A 20,401-nucleotide genomic window follows, 5' to 3' on the forward strand; every position below is an offset into this window, starting at 1 on the left:
CCCTGGACGCCGAGCATCAGGCGCGATGCGGAGCGCGGCGCGACGGGGCGATGTGTCCTCACTCACAGCAGTGCGCCACCCCATGTGTCGGCTCTCCTGCACGGCAAAGGCCCGTCCGGGGCGAAGCGAAGGAGCCTCGACACTTCGCGGGTCCGCTACCGCATGCTTCGGCGTCGCGCTCATTCCGGCACCTGTCCCGTCGGGAGCCGGCCCACCGAGCGCAGCAAGGCCACCCGGGCCCGGACGAGCGCGGCCGCCGCATCCACCCCTTCCCCCGCCACGGCGAACGCCCTGTCCCGCGCGAGGAACAGCGCATCCAGCCCCAGCTCTCCCGCCTCGTACGCGCGGCGCACCAGCTCCAGATTCCGGTCCACCGAGGGACGCACCGCCACCAGGGCCTCGTGCGCCGAGCGCGCCGCATCGAACGTCGCCCGCGCCACGGCCTGCTCCGCGGACACCTCCCGCTCCCGCGCCACCTGCTCCGCCTCACGCACCTTGCGTCGGGCTCGCGCCTGAGCCAGCTCCGGCTGGTTGCGGTCCCACAGCGGCAGCGGCACCGAGAGCCGCGCGATGAGCAGGTGCCCGGTGTGCACATCCGAGAGTGCACCATGGGACTCCGGCCGCCGCTCACGCTCGTAGCCGAGGGACACCGTCGGACTCGGGATGCGCTCCCGGCGCAGCAGGTCCACCTCCGAGCCCGCGGCGGCCACGTCGGCGCGCGCCGCGACCAGGCTCGGAGGCTCGCCCTCCAGTGACGAGGGCAGCGGCTGGGTCGCGGTGTCCACGAGCGAGACACGCAAGGCCGAGTCCATCGAGCGCCCCAGTCGACGATTCAATTCGGCCCGAGCCGCCACCACCTCCGCCCCGGCCTGTGCCGAGCGTGCCTCCGCACGCGCGCGCTCCAGGGCCGCGGCATTGCGGTCCAGCTCCGACACATCTCCCGCCGCGAAGCGACGCACCGTGGCCGCCTCCATCTCCCGCGTCAGCTCGAGCGACTCACGCGCCAGCGCCGCGCGCGCCTCACGACGCTCCAGCTCCACGGCCGACTCCACCGCGCCCGCCGAAGCACTCAGCATCACGGCGTGACGTCGTGCACGGGCTGCCTCCAGAGCTTCGCTCGCACGCGCCACACGGAGCCCCGACTGTCCTGCGACCTCCAGGGACTGACTCAACACGAGCTCCGCGCGCTGCTCGCCGGTGTCTCCCGTGAGCGCATCCGTGACCAGCGCCAGCTCGACGGAAGGATTCGCGCGGGGCCAGCGTCCATCCGTCGCGCGCACACCCTCGGCGCCCTGCTCCTCCGCTTGCGCCGCCGCGACCTCCGGACTGCGCGCCAGCGCCTCCGACACCACACGCTCCAGTGACCACGCCTCCGAGGGCGAGGCGGCCAGCACGAGCGACAAGGCAGCGGACACGAGCGACATGCCCCACTCCAACGCAAGCCCCGTACCCACGCCGACCCACAGCGATTCCAACAGGTTGCGAGCCGGCGCCCCGGCCACAGGTGTGACCACTTCCATCACACTGTGATGGCCCCGAGCGGAGCACGACCCTGTGGCCCCACAGCGCACATCACCGCCTGTCCGGTCCAGGGACCGCGACACGGGGCCCGTATCGGAAATCACCAGGATGAGCAGCCAGCCCGTGAGCCACGGCTCGTACTGCATTCAAGGGAACGCTGGCCGCCTCCGGCCGACGCCCTCATCCATCCAAGGAAACAATGTGACGTCAATCATTCGCACCATGACCCTTCTGTCCCTGATGGGCGCCACGGCGTGTGGCGGCTCCGGCGATGGCAGCCTCGGTGGAGCCGAGGACACGCTGGGCACGAGCGAGGCGGAGCTCACCGGCACGGAGGTGACGCTCCCCGTCTGTGACGCGGCTCAACGCACGTCCAACTGGCTCTGCTGGCTGGATGGGAACAAGCAGGCGGCGTGCCCGACGGGCCAGACGCCGTCGAGCCACTGGCTGCATCCCTACATCGCTTCGTCGTACGTCCGGGCGGACCCGGCGCGCGGAGCCCGTGAGGTCAAGGTGTCGTCGCTGTACTGGGGCACCTTCGACAACTTCCTCTACCGCGTGGAGAAGGTGCAGTGCGACCTGGCGAACTCCACGTACCAGGCGGCGAGCTGGTCCCGCTACACGGGCTCGCCGGTCCTCCAGGCCAAGCTGACGTCCTACGTCGACCACATCCGTCCCGCCGTGGTGCGCGGCACGGCGTTCGTGTCGCTCGATGAGTACTACTGTGCCGCCGCGGGTGGCTGTGCGCCGGACACCACCTTGAGGCTCGTCATCAAGAAGCGGGGTGGAGCGTTCCCGGACTGGACCCAGGTCGCCTCACGCGACCTCCCCATCGAGCAGTACGCCCCCGTCGGCGCGTTCGAGGTCGAGACGCTCGTGGAGCCCGGCATGCAGGTCACCTTCGAGCTCTACGTCATCAACTCGTACAACTCGATTTCGGAGCTCATCTTCCACGACCTGCGCCTGTTCACGGAGACCTGCGTCCCCGACCTCAGCAACCCGGGGCAGTGCATACCGTGAGCCTCCGCGCCCTGCATCGTGCACTCGATGCGGGGCGCGTCACCACCCTCATCGAGGCTCGTGCGGCCCAGTCACGCGCTCGAACGACACCCCGAGGTTCCCCACGCGTTCGAGCGCATTCTTGAGATCCTCCGAAACAACGAACGCGACCTTGAACCTCTTCAGCCGGAACACATGGGCGCCCTCCGTCTTCGTGGGGTCGATTCGCAGCCCGTAGATCCAGCCGTACTCCCCTTCATACCCAGGTGCATCTCCATCATCGTGATGCACTTCCCGGCACCGCGCCTCGTCGATGGCGTCGACCACCTTGGTCGCGTTGACGACGAAGTATCGTTCCGACTCTCCTTCCACCGTCACCGGAAACAGTTGGACGTCGCCGGAGGCCAATGCCCTGAAGACGTCCGCGAGCGCCGCGCTGACAATCGGCGTGCGCTCAACCCCTCCCAACGCAAAAGCGCGCTTCGTCCCTGGGTGTGAAACCTGGGATTTGATGGGGCCAGGGTCCTCAAGCACGCGCCCATCCGTGAACAGCCAAGGCTCTTCGAACGCCTCGCCGGATGCCCGCGTAGGCGTCTCCACGAGCCATCGAGGCACGTCCGCCAACCCCACCCAATAAAAGTTCCGCTCCACCCGGGCCTCCTATCTTACGTGGGCATCACCCTTAAGTTCGTCGCAGACGCGAAGTCGGCGGAACTGGCTATTCCAGGCCAGAGTGCGCGCCCCCATCAGTAGCCGCCGAGTCGTTCCTTGGTATCGACGCCCGAACGACCAATACGCGGGCGATGCCGCGCAGACGCAGCTCACGGCGATTCTTCCTCGAAGATCTAGCCTGTCTCGCCTTGCAGCTTCTCGAGGCGGGGTCGGGGCTAGGACCGGCCCGAGGGCATCCTCACCGTAGGCCAAAGTCCAGATGCGGGAAGATTTCGTGAGTGTTGTGCACGTTGGCGGTCGTCTTAGAGGCCCCATGCCTCTCAACTGGGGGATACTCCTTGCCAACGACCGGCCGGGCTCCGACTTTCGTTGAGGACTGTCACCTACGACCCGACCAAAGGTGTGCTCTCTCCCAAGCCCTAACGATAGGCTGTTTAGCCTGTACATGAAATCGCCCTGGGCGTGCCCAAGCCTAGCACAAAGCCCCCACCCAAGTCGGTAGGCAGTTCTATCCTCAGCTATTGAACCAGCTTCATGTTGATAAACTGATTCAGCGACACTCCCTTGCGCTCAGCTTCAACGGCTAATCGCCTGTGCAGATCTACAGGCATCCGCAAGTTAAGCTTTCCGCTGTACTGACGTAAACAGAGAGGCTCTGGCACGGGCTCACCGCTTTCCGTCAAATCCGCAACAACCTCTTCCACTACGCCGCGAAGTTCACGCAGTGCTTCTTCATGTGAGTCACCGTGTGCGGCAAGCGAAGGAAACTCAGTGACCCTCGCGACGAACACTCGGTCTGCAGGCTCCCACTCCACTACGTACTGATACTCATTAAGCATAATTTCAACCTCTCGAAGTCACGAGGAAGAACCCCTCGCGCTAGGACTTCATTCACAACCCCGAGCAGATGTATGCCCTCTGCTGCGGGGGTGTGAATGGAGCGATTGGTTTTTACCTAGTCCTCCTGTTGCATGGCTTGCAACTTCCGAAAGGCAGCAAGCACTTGCTGGACTTGGTATTCCTTAGCCTCCCCTGAGTTCTTTGAAGGCTGGATATTGATGCGTGGGTCTCCGGACCAAGGGGTCTTGAAAATATAATGACTCCCCTTTCCATTCCGACCATCAAAGTAGCGTTTACAAAGCACTACAAGACGCTCAAATCTCACTCCGCCGAGCTCAAGTTCGGTAATATCTGCTTCAATATTCGACATATCCTCAATCTCCAAAACGCAAATACATGGTCACAACCTCCTGTAAGATTTTGACGGACTTAGCCGTGGCTCCATTAGAGCTACGGGGGTTTTCGCGGCCTACTTGAACTCATCTCCGTAACCTCTCCTCGAAAGAATAGTACCACCTGTGGTACCAGAATGCAAGAACCAAGAAGCCACCGCGTACCTGAAGAGCGCATGACACAAGCTGAAGTCAGGAGGACATGAAATCACCAGCAATTAAGAGAGGTTACGCAACAGACCTCAAAATATCTGGTGCTCCTGGTGGTTGCCTGCCCAGCAGGCGGGCTTAAGTGCGCTGCCCCGAGAGCAATGGCTGCGCCGAACACTTCATCAGCCCCCTCAAGGGGTATTTGCTCTGGGTGCGAACTCTCTCCTCCGTGGTGGAACTGGGGCAGGTCCTGCTGGATCGGGGCCACCTCCACAACGAGCACTGACCGCTGGCGCCTCAAACTTCCCCTCGCCGGTCAGACCCGGCAAGAGTTGATGCGGTTGAAGAAAGAGGCATGATTCGACCAACTTGGTGTCGCAGCAATTCGGGGCTGTAGAGGCGCCTACGTGACGCCGAAGCGAACTGACACGACGCAACCAGCTGTCGGTCCTGATGTAGCGGCGATTCGAGGTCTGTGGTCCTAGTCACGCAGAGACCAGGATGGCCGTCCTACAGTGCATGGAGGGCTGGCACAACCTGCGTCGAAGACACTTCGCCCTCGTTCACTATCTCCCACTAACGAGGAAAAAGCGTACCGAATGGCGGATTGCCGCACCAAGTCGCCGGGACACAACAAGACCGTTGTAACTCCGCTTCACCCAGCAGTTCCCCCAGGCAACGTCGAGGCCACCTACACGTCTCTCAGGAAGTCCCGCAAGCGAAGCGGACAGCCTCGCTTCCAGCTCTCGCACGGACAGCCGTGCGGGCATGCGAGGGATTGACAAGGCCCCGCATCCCGTTTATTTCGCATACAGCATCAAGAGCGGTCCCGCTTCGGCGGGGCCCGACAACCTGGAGACGGACCTCCAAGGTGTCCAAACGATGCGGTCCGGAGAGCAGGTGCTCGCCGGGCAAACCAAGTGTCCGAGGCGAGGCAGTCCCTCCGCTTCGGTGAGAGAGGACCTCGTGGTTCCCACCGCTCGCATCGCCCCCCTGTACCCCGCGAAGGTCCGTCGCGCGTTCCGCTCGCTCGAGAGCGTCCGAATGCGCCACGCCCTGCTACGCACGCTCGCGCGAATGCGCGGGCCGGTGCACGCCGGCTAGGGCTTCCACCTCCCCCTCCCTTCCCTTTCTTCCGTCGGCGCACCAGCGCCGCGCTCGCTCGACGTGTGCGTCGGCGTCGCGGACGTGCGCCCCCATGCCTTCAGGGCCCCGGGCCCGCGTTCGAGGTTCGCAGATGAGCAGCAATTCCTATCGGGTGATGAAGTTCGGCGGCTCCTCCGTGGGCTCCCCGCGCCGACTGCGTCAGGTCATCGAGTTGATTGGACAACACGCTCGCACGGGCCCGCTCGCCGTCGTCGTGTCCGCCATGGGCGACACCACCGACTGGCTGCTCGAGGCCGCGGACCTCGCCACCCGCGGCGAGCTGGAGGGCGCGCTCACCGTGGCGGGCCGCATCGCCCACCTCGCCAAGACGAACGCCGCCGCGCTCCACCCCGCGCAGTCCGCCACGCTCGCCGCCCGCGTCGACCAGCTGCTCGCGCCACTGCAACGACTCCTCCATGGAATCTCGCTCACCCGCGAGTGCTCACCCGCGTCCAAGGACAAGGTGCTCTCCTTCGGTGAGCTGGTCTCCGCCACGCTCCTCGCCGAGCTGCTCGAGGCCTCCGGTACCCAGGCCCGCTTCCGCGACGCGCGTCACCTGCTCGTCACGGACGACGCCTTCGGCACCGCGCGCGTGGACGTGCCCCGGACGCGCGAGCGGCTCCAGTCGAGCAGCGCCGAGTGGGGCACCACCGTCCCCATCATCCCGGGCTTCATCGCGTCGACGGCTGACGGCCGCACCACCACGCTCGGCCGCAACGGCTCCGACTACACCGCCGCCCTCGTCGCGCAGGGCCTCGGCGCCACGGAGGTCACCGTGTGGACCGACGTGCTCGGATTGCACACCGCGGACCCGGACCTGGTGAGCGACGCGTACCCCGTCCCGCACCTCACCCATGGCGAGGGCCTGGAGCTGGCCGCCGTCGGCGTGCGCATGCTCCACCCGCGCACGATGATTCCCCTCATCGAGTCCGGCATCTCCCTGCGCATCCGCAACACCATGCACCCGGAGCACCCGGGCACGCTCATCGACGCCGTCGGCTCGAGCGACGTCCAGCGCCCCACCTGCATCGCCACCCGCGAGGACCTGGCCCTGCTCGGCATCGAGGTGCGCAAGCTGTCCGACCAGTTCCAGCTGGGCGAGCGGGTCCTCGCGGCGCTGCGCTCGGCCCGCGTCACCGTGTGGATGACGGCCCAGTCCGCCAACGGCCAGTCCATCGCCGTGGTCATCCCGCGCCCCGACACCGAGCGCGCCAAGGCCGCGCTGGAGACGGAGCTCGCGCAGGAGCTCGCCCGCCGCGAGGTCGAGCCCTTCGGCGTGCGTCAGCCAGTGACGCTCCTCACGCTGGTCGCCGAGGCGATGGGCCACGGCGTCAACGTCGCCGGCCGCTTCTTCAGCGCGCTGGGCGCGGTGGGCGTCGGCGTGCGCGCCAGCGCCCAGGGCGCCAGCTCCCGCTCCATCTCCTGCGTGGTGGACGCGGCCGACACCGCCATCGCCGTGCGCACCACGCACGCGGCCTTCAACCTGGCGCACCAACAGGTCAGCCTCTTCCTGCTCGGCAAGGGCACCGTGGGTGGACAGCTGCTCGCGCAGCTGCGCAGTCAGGAGTCGCTGCTGCGCGAGCGCCACGGCATCGCCCTGCGTGTGGTGGGCATCGCCGACAGCCGGCGCAGCCTGTTCGACTCCGCGGGACTTCCGCTGGAGGGGCTCGAGGCGCAGCTCGCGAGCGTCGTCCGGGGTGAGTCCGGCACCCGCGCCCTGCCACCCTTGCTCGACGAACTGCGCCGGCTGCCCGTGCCCATCCTCGTCGACTGCACGGCGAGTGGAGACGTCGCCTCGCTCTACACGGAGGCGTTCCGCCGAGGCATCCACGTGGTCGCCGCGAACAAGAAGCCGCTCGCCCTGCCGTGGACCGAGCGCGAGGCGCTGCTCGCCGAGGCCCGCCGTCACCACGTGGCCTACCACTACGAGACGACGGTGGCCTCCAGCCTCCCCGTCATCGACACGCTCGCCAACCTGGTGCGCACCGGTGACACCGTGCGCCTCATCACCGCGTCCCTCTCCGGCACGCTGGGCTTCATCTGCAACGAGCTGATGGCGGGCGTGCCGCTGTCCACCGCCGTGCGCACGGCCAAGGAGCGCGGCTTCACCGAGCCCGACCCGCGCGAGGACCTGTCCGGCGCCGACGTCGCGCGCAAGGCGCTCATCCTCGCCCGCGAGCTGGGCCTGCCCCTGTCCCTCTCCGACGTCGCGCTAGAGCCCTTCGTCCCCGAGCCCGCCGACGCGGGCGACACCGCCGAGTCCTACCTGCGAAGCCTCCGCGCGCTCGACGCCGACTACACCCGCAAGGTGGAGCACGCCCGCCAGGGCGGCACGGTGCTGCGCTACCTGGCCCGCATCGACCCGACGCGCCTGGGCACCGACACCCCCGTCATCCGCGTGGGGCTCGCGCCCGTGGAGGCGGGACAGCCCGCGGCGGACCTGCGCGGCTCCGAGTCCTTCGTGTCCTTCACCACCACGCGGCACAGCGAGTTCCCCCTCACCGTGCGCGGCGCGGGCGCGGGGGGCGCCGTGACGGCCTCCGGGGTCCTGGCGGACATCCTCCGCGTCTCCCAGACACTTCGCGGTCGATGAAGCATCCTCGACTCCGAAAGGAATCACGACCATGAAGCTCGCCACCGCCCTCGTCCACGCCGGCACCCGCCGCGACCCGGCCACCGGCGCCATCGCCGTCCCCGTCTACCACTCGGCCACCTACCAACACCCCGCGCTCGGCCAGTCCACCGGCTACGACTACTCCCGCACCAAGAACCCCACCCGCGCCGCGCTGGAGGACGCGCTCGCCCAGCTCGAGGGTGGAGCCCGGGGGCTCGCCTTCGCGTCCGGCATGGCCGCGCTGCACGCCGCGCTCAGCCTCTTCGGCCCCGAGGACCACGTGGTCCTCACCGAGGACCTCTACGGCGGCACGTTCCGCCTCGTGGACCGACTGCTCCACCTGCCCCACACCTTCGTGGACACGACGAAGCCGGAGGCGGTGCGCGCGGCGCTGCGCCCCAACACCCGCGCGGTGGTGGTGGAGACGCCCACCAACCCGCTGATGAAGTCGGCGGACCTGCCCGCGCTGGTGGCGCTCACGCGTGAGGCGGGCGTGCTGCTCATCGTCGACAACACCTTCCTCACGCCGTACCTCCAGCGCCCGCTGGAGCTGGGCGCGGACATCGTCGTGCACTCGGCCACCAAGTACCTGGCCGGTCACAACGACGTCGTCGCCGGCGCGCTCGTGGTCCGCGACGCGGCGCTCGGCGAAAAGCTCGCGTACATCCAGAACGGCATCGGCGCCATCCTCGGGCCGCAGGACGCGTACCTGGTCATCCGCGGACTCAAGACGCTCGCGCTGCGCATGGAGCGCCACCAGTCCAACGCGCGCGAGGTGGCCGCGTTCCTGTCCGGCCACCCCAAGGTGGAGCGCGTCCACTACTCGGGCCAGGGCGGCATGTTGTCCTTCAGCGTGAAGGACGCGGCCCTCGTCCCCCAGGTGCTCGCCGGCGTGCGCCTGTGCCTCTTCGCCGAGTCGCTGGGCGGCGTCGAGACGCTCATCACCTTCCCCGCCACGCAGACCCACGCGGACATCCCCGTCGCGCGCCGGGAACAGCTTGGCATCACTGACCGACTGCTTCGCCTCTCCGTGGGTATCGAGGACTGCCATGACATCATCTCCGACCTGGCCCAGGCGCTCGACGGGCTCTCCCGCTCCGAAGACGTTCGCCACCCGGCTCCTGCACACCGGCCATGAGGTGGACCCGGTGACGGGCGCCGCGGCGGTGCCCATCTACCAGGTGTCCATGTTCGACCAGCCGGGCCTGGAGACGCCCGGCGAGTTCGACTACGCGCGCTCCGGCAACCCGACGCGCAAGGCGCTGGAGGGCGTGCTCGCCGCGCTCGACGAGGGCGCGGGGGCGTTCGCCTTCGGCTCCGGCATGGCCGCGCTGTCCACCGTGCTGATGCTCTTCAGCGCGGGCGACCACCTGGTCGTCACCGATGACTGTTACGGCGGCACCTATCGGGTGCTCACGCGGGTGTTCAGCCGCTTCGGACTGAAGGCCACCTTCGTGGACACGAGCGACCCGGAGGCCGTGCGCGCCGCGTTCCGCCCGGAGACGAAGGGCCTGCTGGTGGAGACGGTGAGCAACCCGTTCCTCAAGCGCACCGACGTCAAGGCCATGTCCGCGCTCGCGCGCACGTACGGCGCGCTGCTCATCGTGGACAACACGTTCCTGTCGCCCTACCTCTCGCGGCCGCTCACCGAGGGCGCGGACATCGTCGTGCACTCGGCCACCAAGTTCCTGGGCGGACACAGCGACGTCATCGCGGGCACGGTGGCGGTGCGCACGCCGGAGCTGGCGAAGGAGGTCTACTTCCTCCAGAACGCAGTGGGCGCGGTGCTCGGTCCCCAGGACTGCTTCCTGCTCCAGCGCGGCATCAAGACGCTCCAGGTCCGCATGGAGCGTCAGGTGCGGACGGCCGCGGCGTTGGCTCGCTGGCTCGCTGGCCGACATGAAATCGAGGAGGTCCACTACCCGGGCATCGGCGCGGTGGTGTCCTTCCGGCTGGCGAGCGACTCGATGACGTCGGCCTTCGTGGAGGCGCTCCGGCTGCCGCTGCTCGGCGTGTCGCTGGGCGCGGTGGAGAGCATCCTCACGGTGCCGGCGAGGCACTCGCACGCCTCCGTGCCCGCCGCCGAGCGCGAGCGTCGGGGAATCACCGACGCGCTCATCCGATTCTCCGTGGGCCTGGAAGACGTGGAAGACCTCCAGGCGGACCTGGCGAACGCGCTGGGCCGGGCCTTCCGCGAGGCCGCTTAGGAGGCGGTCGGATTGACAGTGCGGGACGGATTGATTACGTCTGGAGCTCGATGCTCGTCTTCGTCGCCACGTCCGGAACCTGTTGTCGCGGCATGTGTTGTCGCGCCACGACGGGTCCGTCCGTTCGAACGTACTGAGCGTCCTTCGCGCACAGGCGTGTCCGGCCCGTCCCCAGCACCTGGAGACGGGCCGTTCTCTTTTTCCCCACACGCCGGGGCGCTGCATCGAGGTCCCGGCCCTTCCCACCGAGAGACCGGATGCCCCACAACATCTACCCCGACGTGACGCAGCTCATCGGCCGCACGCCCATCGTCCGCCTGTCGCGCATCGGCACACCGGAGGAGGCCACGGTGCTGGCCAAGGTCGAGTTCTTCAACCCGGGCGGCAGCGTGAAGGACCGCATCGGCCTGGCCATGCTCGAGGACGCGGAGAACCACGGCCGACTGCGTCCAGGCATGACGATTGTCGAGCCCACCAGCGGCAACACCGGCGTGGCGCTCGCGATGGTCGCCGCGGTGAAGGGCTACCGCATCGTCCTCACCATGCCGGAGAGCATGAGCGTGGAGCGTCGGCGCATCCTCGAAGCCTATGGCGCGGAGCTGGTGCTCACGCCCGCGGCCAAGGGGATGAACGGAGCCGTCGAGGCGGCCGACGAGCTGCTCAAGCAGTTGGGCGACAAGGGCTTCATGCCGCAGCAGTTCCGCAACCCGTCCAACCCGGAGATCCACCGCCGCACCACGGCGAAGGAGATTCTGGGGGATTTGGACGTGACGAAGCTGGACGCCTTCGTCGCGGGCATCGGCACGGGCGGCACCATCACCGGCGCGGGCGGTGTTTTGAAGAAGGCCAACCCGCGGCTACAGGTCATCGCCGTGGAGCCGCTGCGCTCGCCGCTGCTCACCGAGGGCAAGGCGGGGCCGCACCGCATCCAGGGCATCGGCGCCAACTTCGTGCCCGAGGTGCTGGACCGCGCCGTGTACGACGAGGTCATCGACGTGTCGGACGTGGACGCGTACGTGGCCGCGAAGGACCTGGCGCGCAAGGAGGGGCTGCTCGTCGGTATCTCCAGTGGCGCGGCGCTGCACGCGGCCCGTCAGGTGGCGCGCCGTCTGGGGCCCGGCAAGACGGTGCTCACGGTGCTGCCGGACACGGGGGAGCGTTACTGGAGCTTGTTCGCGGCCTTCGCCGAGGAGTTGGCGAAGACACCGCAGGGAGTCGGTGGATGATTGAGTTGCGCGGTATCAGCAAGGTGTACAGGCAGGGCGGGCGCGAGGTGTCGGCGCTCCAGGACGTGACGCTGCGGGTGGACCCGGGCGAGGTGTTCGGCGTGCTCGGACAGAGCGGCGCCGGCAAGTCCACGCTCATCCGCTGCGTCAACCTGCTGGAGCGCCCCACCCAGGGGCGCGTGCGGGTGAACGGGAAGGAGATGCTGTCCCTGAGTCCCGATGAGCTGCGCCAGGCGCGGCAGGGCATCGGGATGATTTTTCAGCACTTCAACCTGTTCTCCTCGCAGACGGTGGCGCAGAACGTCGCCTACCCGCTGGAGGTGGCGGGCCTGTCGCGAGAGCAGATTCGCGAGCGTGTCGCGGAGCTGCTCTCGCTGGTGGGGTTGTCGGACAAGGCGGAGGTGTATCCCTCGCGGCTGTCGGGCGGGCAGAAGCAGCGGGTGGGAATCGCGCGGGCGCTCGCGCCGCGTCCGCGCATCCTGCTGTCGGACGAGGCGACGTCGTCCCTGGACCCGGAGACGACGCGCTCGGTGCTGTCGCTCCTGAAGGACCTGAATCGGCAGCTGGGGCTCACCATCCTGCTCATCACCCACCAGATGGAGGTGGTGAAGGCCATCTGCGACTCGGTGGCGGTGCTGGAGCAGGGCCGGCTGGTGGAGCAGGGCAAGGTGGTGGAGCTCCTGTCGCGGCCGGGCACGCATCTGCATGAGCTGTGCTACCCGCCGTTCGCCACGGGTGAGGCGTCGGTGCTGCGAGGCGGGCAGCGGGTGTCGCTGTCCCTGTCGGGTGAGCACTCGACGCGCCCCATCCTGTCCACGCTGGCGCGACGGTTCGACGTGGACGCGCACCTGTTGGAGGGCTCGCTGGAGCGCGTGGGTGAAGCGCGCGTGGGGCGGCTGTTGTTCGAGCTCACGGGCGCGCCGGACGCGGTGAGCCAGGCGCTGGCGTTCCTGCGGGAGCAGGGCCTGACGTCCGAGGAGGCCGCCCATGCCTGGTGAGCAGTTGGTACAGGCGTTGTGGGTGGCGACCCTCGAGACGCTCTACATGACGTCGGTGGCCACGGTGCTGGTGGTGGTGCTGGGGCTGCCGTTGGGTGTGCTGCTGGTGCTCACGGACCGGGGCGGACTGTGGGAGCGGCCGGCGCTGAACCGCGTGCTGGGCACGCTGGTCAACGTGGGGCGCTCGGTGCCGTTCATCATCTTGATGGTGGCCATCGTCCCGCTGACACGGCTCCTGGTGGGGACGACCATCGGCACCACGGCGGCCATCGTCCCGTTGGTGGTCGCGGCGATTCCCTTCATGGGTCGGGTGGTGGAGCAGGGCCTGCGCGAGGTGGACGGAGGGCTGGTCGAGGCCGCCATCGCGATGGGCTCGACGCATCGGCGGGTCATCTTCCGGGTGCTGTTGCCGGAGGCCCTGCCGTCTCTCGTGCGCGGCATCGCGCTCGTGGTTATCAGCCTGCTCGGCTACAGCGCCATGGCGGGCGCCGTGGGCGGAGGTGGGCTGGGAGACCTGGCGGTGAAGTACGGCTACATGCGCTTCCGCACCGACGTCATGTTGGGCTGCCTCGCCGTGTTGCTGGCGCTGGTGCAGCTCGTCCAGTGGCTGGGTGACGGACTGGCGTCCCGCTTCGACCACACCACGCAGCGCCCCAGCCGCGCACACGAGTGAAATTTCCGCGCGGGCCCGCTGTTGGCCCGCGCCCTCTTCTCTTTCGGACATGCGGAACCCCCACCCCATGAAGCCACCCGCGTCATTCCTGCTCATCCCCCTGGCCTTCGCGGCCGTCTCCGTCGCCTTGCTGGTGGGGACGGGCTGCAAGAAGTCGGAGGCACCCGCCACCGGCGAGGCCCCTGGCATTCCCACCTTGAAGGTCGGCGTCAACCCGGTGCCACACGGGGAGATTCTCCGCGCGGCGGTGCCCGTGGCCCTGCGCGACGGCGTGCGCGTGGAGGTGGTGGAGTTCACCGACTACGTGCAGCCCAACATCGCGCTGGCGGACCGGCAGCTCGACGCCAACTACTTCCAGCACGTGCCCTACCTGGAGCGCTTCGCCGAGGACCGGAAGCTGTCCTTGCGCAGCGCGGGCTCGGTGCACCTGGAGCCGCTGGCGCTGTACTCGACGAAGTTCCGTCAGCTGGCGGAGCTGCCCGAGGGCGCGCAGGTGACGATTCCCGCCGACCCGAGCAACGCGTCCCGCGCGCTGCACCTGCTGGCGGACCAGGGGCTGTTGCGGCTGCGCGAGGGCGCGGGCGCTGGCGCCACGCTGCAGGATGTGGTGGGCAATCCTCGCAAGCTGGAGCTGAGGGAAATCGACGCGGAGCAGCAGCCGCGCACCCTGCAGGACGTGGCCGCCGCCGTCATCAATGGCAACTACTTCCTGGAGGCGCAGAAGCACCTGAACCTGGACGCGAAGGTGCTGGCCCGTGAGTCCTCCACGCGCAACCCATACGCCAACGTGCTCGTCGTGAGGAAGGGTGACGAGGGCCGCCCCGAGGTCCGCACGCTGCTCAAGGCCTTGCAGTCCCAGGAGGTGCGGCGGTTCATCGAGACGAACTACGGCGGCGCGGTGGTTCCCGCGTTCTGACAGGCTCCGGGCGCGCCGCTGATGTTGGCGGCGCGCTTCCGGTGGAACGTCGGGGCATCGCGGTGGCGTCTTCTTTCACGCCATGCGAGACGCGCCGAAGCAACGGCCTGCACATGGCCGGGACTCGTTGAGTCCAGATGGGTCGCTACTCGGAGCGCTTGAAGTCGTCGGAGCGGACGCCGTAGCGCTTGAGCAGCCGGTGGAGACTCTCGCGCTCCATGCCGGCGCGCTCGGCGGCGTGGGTGACGTTGCCTCCGAACTCCTGCATCAGCGCGGTGAGGTACTCGCGTGACACGGTGTCTCGCGCACCATCCACGGCCTCGCGGTAGGGCAGCTTCGCGAGGGACTCGGTCGTGGCGCGGACACCTGGGGCCGTGGCGGCGCCTCGAGACGTTGTCAGCACTTCCGGTGGAAGCTCTTCGGGAGTGATTCGCGTGCCCTGCGCCACGGCCACCGCGCGCGCCACGGCGTTCTCGAGCTGACGCACGTTCCCGGGCCACTCGTAGGTGGACAGCGCGCGCAGCGCCTCGGGCGTGAAGCTGTCCACCTCGGGGCGCCCGGCGCGGGCGAGGAAGTGCATCGCGAGCAGGGGGATGTCCTCGCGTCGCTCTCGCAGCGAGGGCAGGCGTACCGTCACCACGTTGAGTCGGTAGTAGAGGTCCTCGCGGAAGCGGCCCGCGGAGACCTCGGCGGACAAGTCACGGTGCGTGGCGGCGACGACGCGCACGTCCACCTTCACCGGCGTGGTGGTGCCCACGCGTCGGACCTCCTTCTCCTGGAGCGCGCGGTTGAGCTTCACCTGCACTGGCAGCGGCAGGTCCCCAATCTCGTCGAGGAAGAGCGTGCCGCCGTGGGCCTCCTCGAAGAGGCCGGGCTTGGCCACGGTGGCGCCGGTGAAGGCGCCCTTTGCGTGGCCGAACAGCTCGCTCTCCACGAGCTCCGCGGGCAGCGCGCCGCAGTTCACCGCGACGAAGGGCTTCGTGGCGCGAGGGCTCTCGCGATGCACGGCGCGCGCGGCGAGTTCCTTGCCCGTGCCGGTCTCTCCCGTGAGGAGCACGGTGAGGTCCCTGGCGGCCACCTGGGACAAGAGGCCGTGCAGCGCGCGCATCGCGGGGCTCTCACCGAGCATGCCGTGGAGACCAGGGGCCACCGCGAGGCGTGCCTTCAGGGAGGAGGCTTCACGGCCCTGGCGACGCTTCTCCAACGCGCGGGCCACGACGAGCGCGACCTCGTCCGGGTCGAACGGCTTGGAGAGGTAGTCGTAGGCGCCCTCCTTGATGGCCTCCACGGCCTTCGGGATGCTCGCGAAGGCGGTGACGAGGAGGACCTCTGTCTCGGGAGCGCGGCGCTTCACCTCGCGCAGCACGGCGAAGCCATCCGCGCCCGGCATCTGGATGTCGGTGACCACCACGTCGAAGTCGCGCGAGGCGAGGCAGGCGATGGCCTGCGCTCCATCGGCGGCCTCCGTCACCGCGTAGGCGTCTCCGAGCATGCGCGCGAACAGCTTTCGCATGTTCTCCTTGTCGTCGACGACGAGGACGGTCGGCTTGTTGGAGGAGCTCATGACATGGCCTCCCGCTCCGCGGACACGGGAGGCAGTCGCAGCGTGAAGCGCGCGCCACCGAGCGGCCCGGTATCGGCCTCGATGCGGCCTCCGTGGGCCTCGGCGATGGCCTGACTCACGGCGAGGCCCAATCCGGTGCCCGTGGACTTGGTGGTGAAGAAGGGTTCGAAGAGGCGGCGGCGGTCCTCGGGCTTCACGCCCGGACCGGAGTCGGAGACGGACACGGTGGCGCCGCCGTCCTGGGAGGGCTCGATGCGGACCTCGACGGTGCCGCTGTTCCCGGCGGCCTCGGCGGCGTTCTTCACGAGGTTGAGGAGCACCTGACGCAGTCGTGAGGGCTGGGCCCAGACATTCGCCGCGCCCTCGACGCGCACCTGGACCTGGCCGAGGCGCTCGGCTTCACGGAGGCGTGCCACCACGTCCTCACATGTCTCCCGCAGGGGGAGTTGTTCCACGGGGCCCTGGCCCGGACGGGACAGGTCGAGGAGTCCCTCGACAATCTGCTGACAGCGCACCGCCTCCTCCTCCACCACTTTCAGGTCCTCCGCGAGGGCGCCCTCCGCCTTGCGTTGGAGGATGCGCACATAGCCGAGGATGACGCCGAGCGGGTTGTTGATTTCGTGGGCGACGCCCGCGGCGAGCCGGCCCACGCTGGCGAGCTTCTCGTGTTGGACGAGCTGGGCCTGATGGGTGCGGAGGGCTTCGGTCATGCGGTTGAACTGCGCGGCGAGTCGGCCCAGTTCTCCGGGGTCGTCCTCGGGGATGCGGGTATCGAGGTTGCCTTCAGCGAGCCGCGCGGCGCCCTCGGAGAGACGGGCGACGGGGCGGGCGACGGAGTTGCCGATGTAGATGCCCACGCCGACGGCGAAGAGGGTGGCGCCGCCGAGCAGGAGCAGGGCCCAGCGGAAGCTGGTGTGCTCGACGGCGGCGACGTGTTCCTCGAACGAGCCGATGGAGGTGTCGAAGCGGCGAGCGAGGGCCTCGGCGCGAGCCTGGATGAGGGAGACGCGTTCGAGCGCGCGGCCGTGGGCGGAGGTGACGGTGGCGTGGTCCTTGGCGAGGACAGCGGGGAGGAGGGTTTCCCGGTAGAGGCGGTCCAGCGCGTCACCGTTCTCCTGGATGTCCGCCACCCAGGCGCGCTCCTCGGCGTCCTGAGCCTGCTCGCGGAGTCGGCGGGTGAGTTCCTCGACGCGAGCCCGCGACTCCTCGTGGAAGTGAACGTGGCTGGCGTTGCCGAGGATGATGGTGTGGGCCAGGTGGGCGTACTGGTCCCGGACGGCGGTGGCGAGTTCGAGGGCCTCCCGGACACGGCCTCCAGCCTCGCGCAGCTCGTGGGAGCCATCGTGGATGTCCGCCAGCCGGGCGAGCGCGAAGCCCGAGGCCGCGGTGAACAGCGCCACCAACGCACCGAAGGCGAGCAGCAGCTTGCGAGTCGTGGAGCCGGAGGTCGGAAGCATCGCGCTCTATATAAGGGAGAGCGGGGCGGAATGGTGGGGCCCAGCCGATGCCCCTTGAACATGGGGTGGTAGGGTTCGCGGGCATGCGAGCGCTTCACATCTTCGCGCTGTGTTGGGCCGTGCTCTTCGGGTGTGGCTGTTCGACGACGGGCCACGTTTCCCGCCCACTCGAGTCAGGAGAGACCGCCGTCGAGTGCCCTGCACATGAGGACGACCAGTGCGTCACCCTGATGTGCATGGGTGGCGATTGCGGCTTCTATCGCTGCGAAGACATCACGGGAGAGCTGGAACCGGCACGGTTTCCTCCCGCTCGGCCTCCGGTGGCATCCAGCGCTCCAGGGTCAGGCCCCAGGAGGAACTGGGGCAGCGGACAGAAGCTCCCGCCTGGGGCGGTCATGGTCTTCCCCCACTGGAATGGAGCCCCCGAGAAACTCATTCCGCCGTCCCACCAGCTTCCTGCGGGGCGGTTCGAGCGGCATCACATCTTCCCCCAAGCCAAGGACCTGGCCGAGTGGTTCAAGGGGCGGGGCATCAACATCCACGACTACACCCTGCCGATTCCCCGGGACGTGCACCAGCGCATCCATAGGGGCGGCGACCGCGGGGGCGAATGGAACAATGCGTGGCGCGAATTCCAGGAGCGCCACCCCAGACCGAGCAAGCAGCAGATCTTCAAGCACGCAGGAGAGCTCATCTACCGTTTTCAGCTCCTCGGCGGCCCCATTCGCCCCTACCATTCCCGGACCGAGCAAGGACATCCCGAGGATGACGCGGTTCTTTGAGCTGAGGGAGAACCGGGCGGCCACCGCCCGACACAAAGGCGACTTCAATGCCGCCCACACCTGGTTCCTTCCCTCCATCGAGTGCACCGAGTGCGGGGAGACGTGGGGCGAATCAGGCCACCACTACCCAAGTGTCGACCTCGCCTCGCTGCGGGAACGAGCCCGGTTCGTCAGCCCAGCCCCGGTCTCCGTTGCCGCGTTCAACGAGCTTCGCGAACTGGTACGCCCCCTGGCTCCGCCTCACTCGGAGCTGCCGCCCGGAACGCACCTGGGACCGCTCACGGGCACTGCCCGTGGGGACCTGGGCCCTGTCACCTGGCAGGGAAACTTCCTGCTCCTGTTGCGCCGCGACACGTTGGAGCAGCTTCAATCGAGCGGAGTGCGAGGACTGTCCGCACATCGCACTGAGCTCCGCTGGAGGCAGGGGGCTTCGCCCGAGTACTTCGAACTGCAAATCGAGCCCCGGGGCCGGTTGCACGCGGACTGCGTTCCTCGCGACCTTGAGCCCCCGTGCCCGAGCTGTGGGTGGTTTCCACTCTCGTGCCCGGACTCACCAGTGCTGACTGAAGAATCCATCCCAACGGATGTCGACCTGTTCCGAGTCGGGAACTTCGCGACGATGCTCATCGGGACCGAGCGCTTCGCCCAGGCCGTGCAGGAACTGAGGCTCGACGGCATCTCGCTCCGAGAGATTCCGTCGCGCTGACTCAACGTCTCAGCACGTGGAGAGGTGACGCCCACCCCTGGAGGGTCGTAGCGCACTGCCAGAGCAAGACGCTCCAGCAGTGCGCTACAAACCCTTCGTCGCTTTCCGAGCAAACAGTTCCTAGTTTCAATCCGCGCTCGGAATCATCGTTGCCCGACAAAAACGAGCGACATCCACCTGAATGCACCACACCTCGCAGCCCTGCCACTCCGCCGCTCTAGTTCGTGAACCCGGAGGTACTCCCACCAGAAACAAGCAACGGTTGAGTTCGCCCCCACTGAAACGACAAGACCATCCTCATGAAGTGGGTACGAATCGAGAGGGAGCAATGAAGACTCGAGGTTTCCGCAACGACTTGAACCATGACACGTTCTTTCGATTATAGGAGCTGTTCTGCTGGCCAAGAATGAAAGCAAGCACCGTTAGTCGCTAGTCACCCGCCGGTTCGAGCCCCATATCCGAAACCGTGCCATCCAAATAGGCCACCCCAGGGCATCGAGTGTTCGGCGCCTGTCCGCCCTCACACACTCTCGCAAACTGGCCCCAAGCAAAGCCTCTTTCGAAAACTAGCATTCAGTCACTGCGCTCATTCCCTTCGCTTTAGGGGGACAGCGATGACGTGGCCGACCATCCGGGTCTGTGCGCTGTCCTGCGCCCTGCTGGGCTGTCCCGAGGTGCATCGACGCGATGGGCTCGTCGACCGGGCCGTGCACAGGGACTCGCTGGAGAACATCCCCACGTCGTGCACCAGCAAGGAGCGTGAGCTGTATTGCGGCGGCAAGGCACCGGACGACCCCGAGTGCGTCCAGCACTGTGGTGAGCCCGAATGAACTGGCGCTCTTCCGCGAGCCTGATAGCCGCGCTGATGCTTCCTCTGCCGCTCGTCCTCCTCTTCGCGAGCGCGCTGCGCACCGAACGCATGGAGTCGATTCACGGCCGTCAGGTCAGCCCGATTCTCTCCGAGGAAGTTCGCGGTCAGCTCAGGACCTACCACCGCAACTGCCGTGACAGTTCCGGCTGTGAGCCTCCCCTGGGCTGCATCATGGATGCGCGCGCGCACGCGCAGTACTGCGCCGACAGCCAGTGCTTCGCTGATTCGCAATGCCCGGACGGTCAGACCTGCCAGGTCCTCGCAACAGAGGGCGATGGGCCGTTCGTCCGGCACTGTCTCCCCATCGGCCTCCGCGGCGAGGGAGAGCCCTGCATCAAGATTCCAGCCACTCTTGAAGAGGCTTGCTCCCGTGGCCTGATTTGCGGCGGCCGGACTGGATTCTGCGGACGGCCCTGCGAACTCACAGCTCCGAGTGACTGCGCCCCTGGGTTCTTCTGCGCAGACACGCTCCCTGCCCCCATCTGTCTTCCCACGTGCGAGCAGCGCACCTGCCCTGACGGCCAACACTGCATCCGGCACGAAGAAGGAGCCTCCGCCTGTGCTCGCGTCCTGGGACCTCTGTGCCAGGCCACCCCATGTCCTCACGGACAAGCATGTCGAGTCATCCACGCGCCACAGCAGCCCGACCGCATCTGGTCCGAGTGTG

The 20,401-nt window shown here is 67.9% G+C and carries 17 protein-coding genes and 1 riboswitch; of the genes, 11 read left to right on the forward strand and 6 right to left on the reverse strand.

The window, feature by feature from the left end; genetic code table 11:
• Nucleotides 1-179 precede the first annotated feature (179 nt).
• Nucleotides 180-1,424, reverse strand: a complete 1,245-nt coding sequence (locus LXT21_RS07620; protein ID WP_254037415.1) for a TolC family protein — start codon at nucleotides 1,422-1,424, stop codon at nucleotides 180-182.
• Between the two features lie 319 nt (nucleotides 1,425-1,743).
• On the opposite strand from LXT21_RS07620, the gene LXT21_RS07625 reads away from it, so the two are divergent.
• On the forward strand, nucleotides 1,744-2,541 hold the full coding sequence (locus tag LXT21_RS07625; RefSeq protein ID WP_254037416.1) for a hypothetical protein: 798 nt from the start codon (nucleotides 1,744-1,746) through the stop codon (nucleotides 2,539-2,541).
• A gap of 48 nt (nucleotides 2,542-2,589) precedes the next feature.
• Here the strand turns inward: LXT21_RS07625 and LXT21_RS07630 are convergent, their stop codons facing one another.
• The 3 genes from LXT21_RS07630 to LXT21_RS07635 form a co-directional block, all read right to left on the reverse strand.
• Nucleotides 2,590-3,171, reverse strand: coding sequence for an imm11 family protein (locus LXT21_RS07630; protein ID WP_254037417.1), 582 nt, complete (start codon nucleotides 3,169-3,171; stop codon nucleotides 2,590-2,592).
• Nucleotides 3,172-3,710: 539 nt separating this feature from the next.
• Complete coding sequence (locus tag LXT21_RS45615; protein ID WP_407666970.1) at nucleotides 3,711-4,031, reverse strand: type II toxin-antitoxin system HicB family antitoxin; 321 nt, start codon at nucleotides 4,029-4,031, stop codon at nucleotides 3,711-3,713.
• Between the two features lie 116 nt (nucleotides 4,032-4,147).
• Complete coding sequence (locus LXT21_RS07635) at nucleotides 4,148-4,402, reverse strand: hypothetical protein (RefSeq protein ID WP_254037418.1); 255 nt, start codon at nucleotides 4,400-4,402, stop codon at nucleotides 4,148-4,150.
• Between the two features lie 981 nt (nucleotides 4,403-5,383).
• A riboswitch (SAM-I-IV-variant riboswitch) is annotated at nucleotides 5,384-5,503 on the forward strand.
• A 308-nt stretch (nucleotides 5,504-5,811) separates the two neighbouring features.
• On the opposite strand from LXT21_RS07635, the gene thrA reads away from it, so the two are divergent.
• The 7 genes from thrA (at nucleotide 5,812) to LXT21_RS07670 (ending at nucleotide 14,354) form a co-directional block, all read left to right on the forward strand.
• Nucleotides 5,812-8,313: a bifunctional aspartate kinase/homoserine dehydrogenase I gene (gene thrA / locus LXT21_RS07640; RefSeq protein WP_254037419.1), complete on the forward strand. Its 2,502-nt coding sequence runs from the start codon at nucleotides 5,812-5,814 to the stop codon at nucleotides 8,311-8,313.
• Nucleotides 8,314-8,344: 31 nt separating this feature from the next.
• Nucleotides 8,345-9,472: a trans-sulfuration enzyme family protein gene (locus tag LXT21_RS07645; RefSeq protein ID WP_254037420.1), complete on the forward strand. Its 1,128-nt coding sequence runs from the start codon at nucleotides 8,345-8,347 to the stop codon at nucleotides 9,470-9,472.
• A complete protein-coding gene (locus LXT21_RS07650; RefSeq protein ID WP_254037421.1) occupies nucleotides 9,384-10,541 on the forward strand; it encodes a trans-sulfuration enzyme family protein in 1,158 nt (385 codons plus the stop codon). Before LXT21_RS07645 ends, LXT21_RS07650 begins: the two co-directional genes overlap by 89 nt.
• A 257-nt stretch (nucleotides 10,542-10,798) precedes the next feature.
• Nucleotides 10,799-11,767: a cysteine synthase A gene (cysK, locus tag LXT21_RS07655; protein WP_254037422.1), complete on the forward strand. Its 969-nt coding sequence runs from the start codon at nucleotides 10,799-10,801 to the stop codon at nucleotides 11,765-11,767.
• Nucleotides 11,764-12,765: a methionine ABC transporter ATP-binding protein gene (locus LXT21_RS07660; RefSeq protein ID WP_254037423.1), complete on the forward strand. Its 1,002-nt coding sequence runs from the start codon at nucleotides 11,764-11,766 to the stop codon at nucleotides 12,763-12,765. Before cysK ends, LXT21_RS07660 begins: the two co-directional genes overlap by 4 nt.
• Entirely contained in the window at nucleotides 12,755-13,438 is a 684-nt protein-coding gene (locus LXT21_RS07665) for a methionine ABC transporter permease (RefSeq protein ID WP_254037424.1), read from the forward strand. Before LXT21_RS07660 ends, LXT21_RS07665 begins: the two co-directional genes overlap by 11 nt.
• 67 nt (nucleotides 13,439-13,505) lie before the next feature.
• Nucleotides 13,506-14,354: a MetQ/NlpA family ABC transporter substrate-binding protein gene (locus LXT21_RS07670; RefSeq protein ID WP_254037425.1), complete on the forward strand. Its 849-nt coding sequence runs from the start codon at nucleotides 13,506-13,508 to the stop codon at nucleotides 14,352-14,354.
• 145 nt (nucleotides 14,355-14,499) lie between these two features.
• Here the strand turns inward: LXT21_RS07670 and LXT21_RS07675 are convergent, their stop codons facing one another.
• A complete protein-coding gene (locus tag LXT21_RS07675; RefSeq protein WP_254037426.1) occupies nucleotides 14,500-15,918 on the reverse strand; it encodes a sigma-54-dependent transcriptional regulator in 1,419 nt (472 codons plus the stop codon).
• Nucleotides 15,915-17,375, reverse strand: coding sequence for a sensor histidine kinase (locus tag LXT21_RS07680; protein ID WP_254037427.1), 1,461 nt, complete (start codon nucleotides 17,373-17,375; stop codon nucleotides 15,915-15,917). The genes LXT21_RS07675 and LXT21_RS07680 overlap by 4 nt, the downstream gene beginning before the upstream one ends.
• Nucleotides 17,376-17,458: 83 nt before the next feature.
• Here LXT21_RS07680 and sitA6 point away from each other — a divergent pair, with 83 nt between their 5' ends.
• The 3 genes from sitA6 (at nucleotide 17,459) to LXT21_RS07695 (ending at nucleotide 19,693) form a co-directional block, all read left to right on the forward strand.
• Complete coding sequence (sitA6, locus tag LXT21_RS07685) at nucleotides 17,459-18,157, forward strand: SitA6 family polymorphic toxin lipoprotein (protein WP_254037428.1); 699 nt, start codon at nucleotides 17,459-17,461, stop codon at nucleotides 18,155-18,157.
• The gene (gene sitI6, locus LXT21_RS07690) at nucleotides 18,141-18,863 is read left to right on the forward strand and encodes a SitI6 family double-CXXCG motif immunity protein (protein WP_254037429.1); all 723 of its coding nucleotides are present in this window, start codon (nucleotides 18,141-18,143) and stop codon (nucleotides 18,861-18,863) included. The genes sitA6 and sitI6 overlap by 17 nt, the downstream gene beginning before the upstream one ends.
• 614 nt (nucleotides 18,864-19,477) lie before the next feature.
• Nucleotides 19,478-19,693 (forward strand): hypothetical protein, encoded by a 216-nt coding sequence (locus LXT21_RS07695; RefSeq protein ID WP_254037430.1) that lies wholly within the window; start codon nucleotides 19,478-19,480, stop codon nucleotides 19,691-19,693.
• Nucleotides 19,694-20,401: the final 708 nt, after the last annotated feature.

The organism is Myxococcus guangdongensis, assembly GCF_024198255.1.
Lineage (GTDB): Bacteria > Myxococcota > Myxococcia > Myxococcales > Myxococcaceae > Myxococcus > Myxococcus guangdongensis.

Excerpts from the sequence above, each read along its gene's own strand:
- LXT21_RS07650 (WP_254037421.1), top strand. The coding sequence starts at position 9,384 with ATGACATCATCTCCGACCTGGCCCAGGCGCTCGACGGGCTCTCCCGCT.
- LXT21_RS07635 (WP_254037418.1), bottom strand. The coding sequence starts at position 4,402 with ATGTCGAATATTGAAGCAGATATTACCGAACTTGAGCTCGGCGGAGTG.
- LXT21_RS07625 (WP_254037416.1), top strand. The coding sequence starts at position 1,744 with ATGACCCTTCTGTCCCTGATGGGCGCCACGGCGTGTGGCGGCTCCGGC.
- LXT21_RS07645 (WP_254037420.1), top strand. The coding sequence starts at position 8,345 with ATGAAGCTCGCCACCGCCCTCGTCCACGCCGGCACCCGCCGCGACCCG.
- LXT21_RS07680 (WP_254037427.1), bottom strand. The coding sequence starts at position 17,375 with ATGCTTCCGACCTCCGGCTCCACGACTCGCAAGCTGCTGCTCGCCTTC.
- LXT21_RS07675 (WP_254037426.1), bottom strand. The coding sequence starts at position 15,918 with ATGAGCTCCTCCAACAAGCCGACCGTCCTCGTCGTCGACGACAAGGAG.
- sitA6 (WP_254037428.1), top strand. The coding sequence starts at position 17,459 with ATGCGAGCGCTTCACATCTTCGCGCTGTGTTGGGCCGTGCTCTTCGGG.
- LXT21_RS07665 (WP_254037424.1), top strand. The coding sequence starts at position 12,755 with ATGCCTGGTGAGCAGTTGGTACAGGCGTTGTGGGTGGCGACCCTCGAG.
- cysK (WP_254037422.1), top strand. The coding sequence starts at position 10,799 with ATGCCCCACAACATCTACCCCGACGTGACGCAGCTCATCGGCCGCACG.
- LXT21_RS07695 (WP_254037430.1), top strand. The coding sequence starts at position 19,478 with ATGACGTGGCCGACCATCCGGGTCTGTGCGCTGTCCTGCGCCCTGCTG.
- LXT21_RS45615 (WP_407666970.1), bottom strand. The coding sequence starts at position 4,031 with ATGCTTAATGAGTATCAGTACGTAGTGGAGTGGGAGCCTGCAGACCGA.
- LXT21_RS07620 (WP_254037415.1), bottom strand. The coding sequence starts at position 1,424 with ATGTCGCTCGTGTCCGCTGCCTTGTCGCTCGTGCTGGCCGCCTCGCCC.
- thrA (WP_254037419.1), top strand. The coding sequence starts at position 5,812 with ATGAGCAGCAATTCCTATCGGGTGATGAAGTTCGGCGGCTCCTCCGTG.
- LXT21_RS07670 (WP_254037425.1), top strand. The coding sequence starts at position 13,506 with ATGAAGCCACCCGCGTCATTCCTGCTCATCCCCCTGGCCTTCGCGGCC.
- sitI6 (WP_254037429.1), top strand. The coding sequence starts at position 18,141 with ATGACGCGGTTCTTTGAGCTGAGGGAGAACCGGGCGGCCACCGCCCGA.
- LXT21_RS07660 (WP_254037423.1), top strand. The coding sequence starts at position 11,764 with ATGATTGAGTTGCGCGGTATCAGCAAGGTGTACAGGCAGGGCGGGCGC.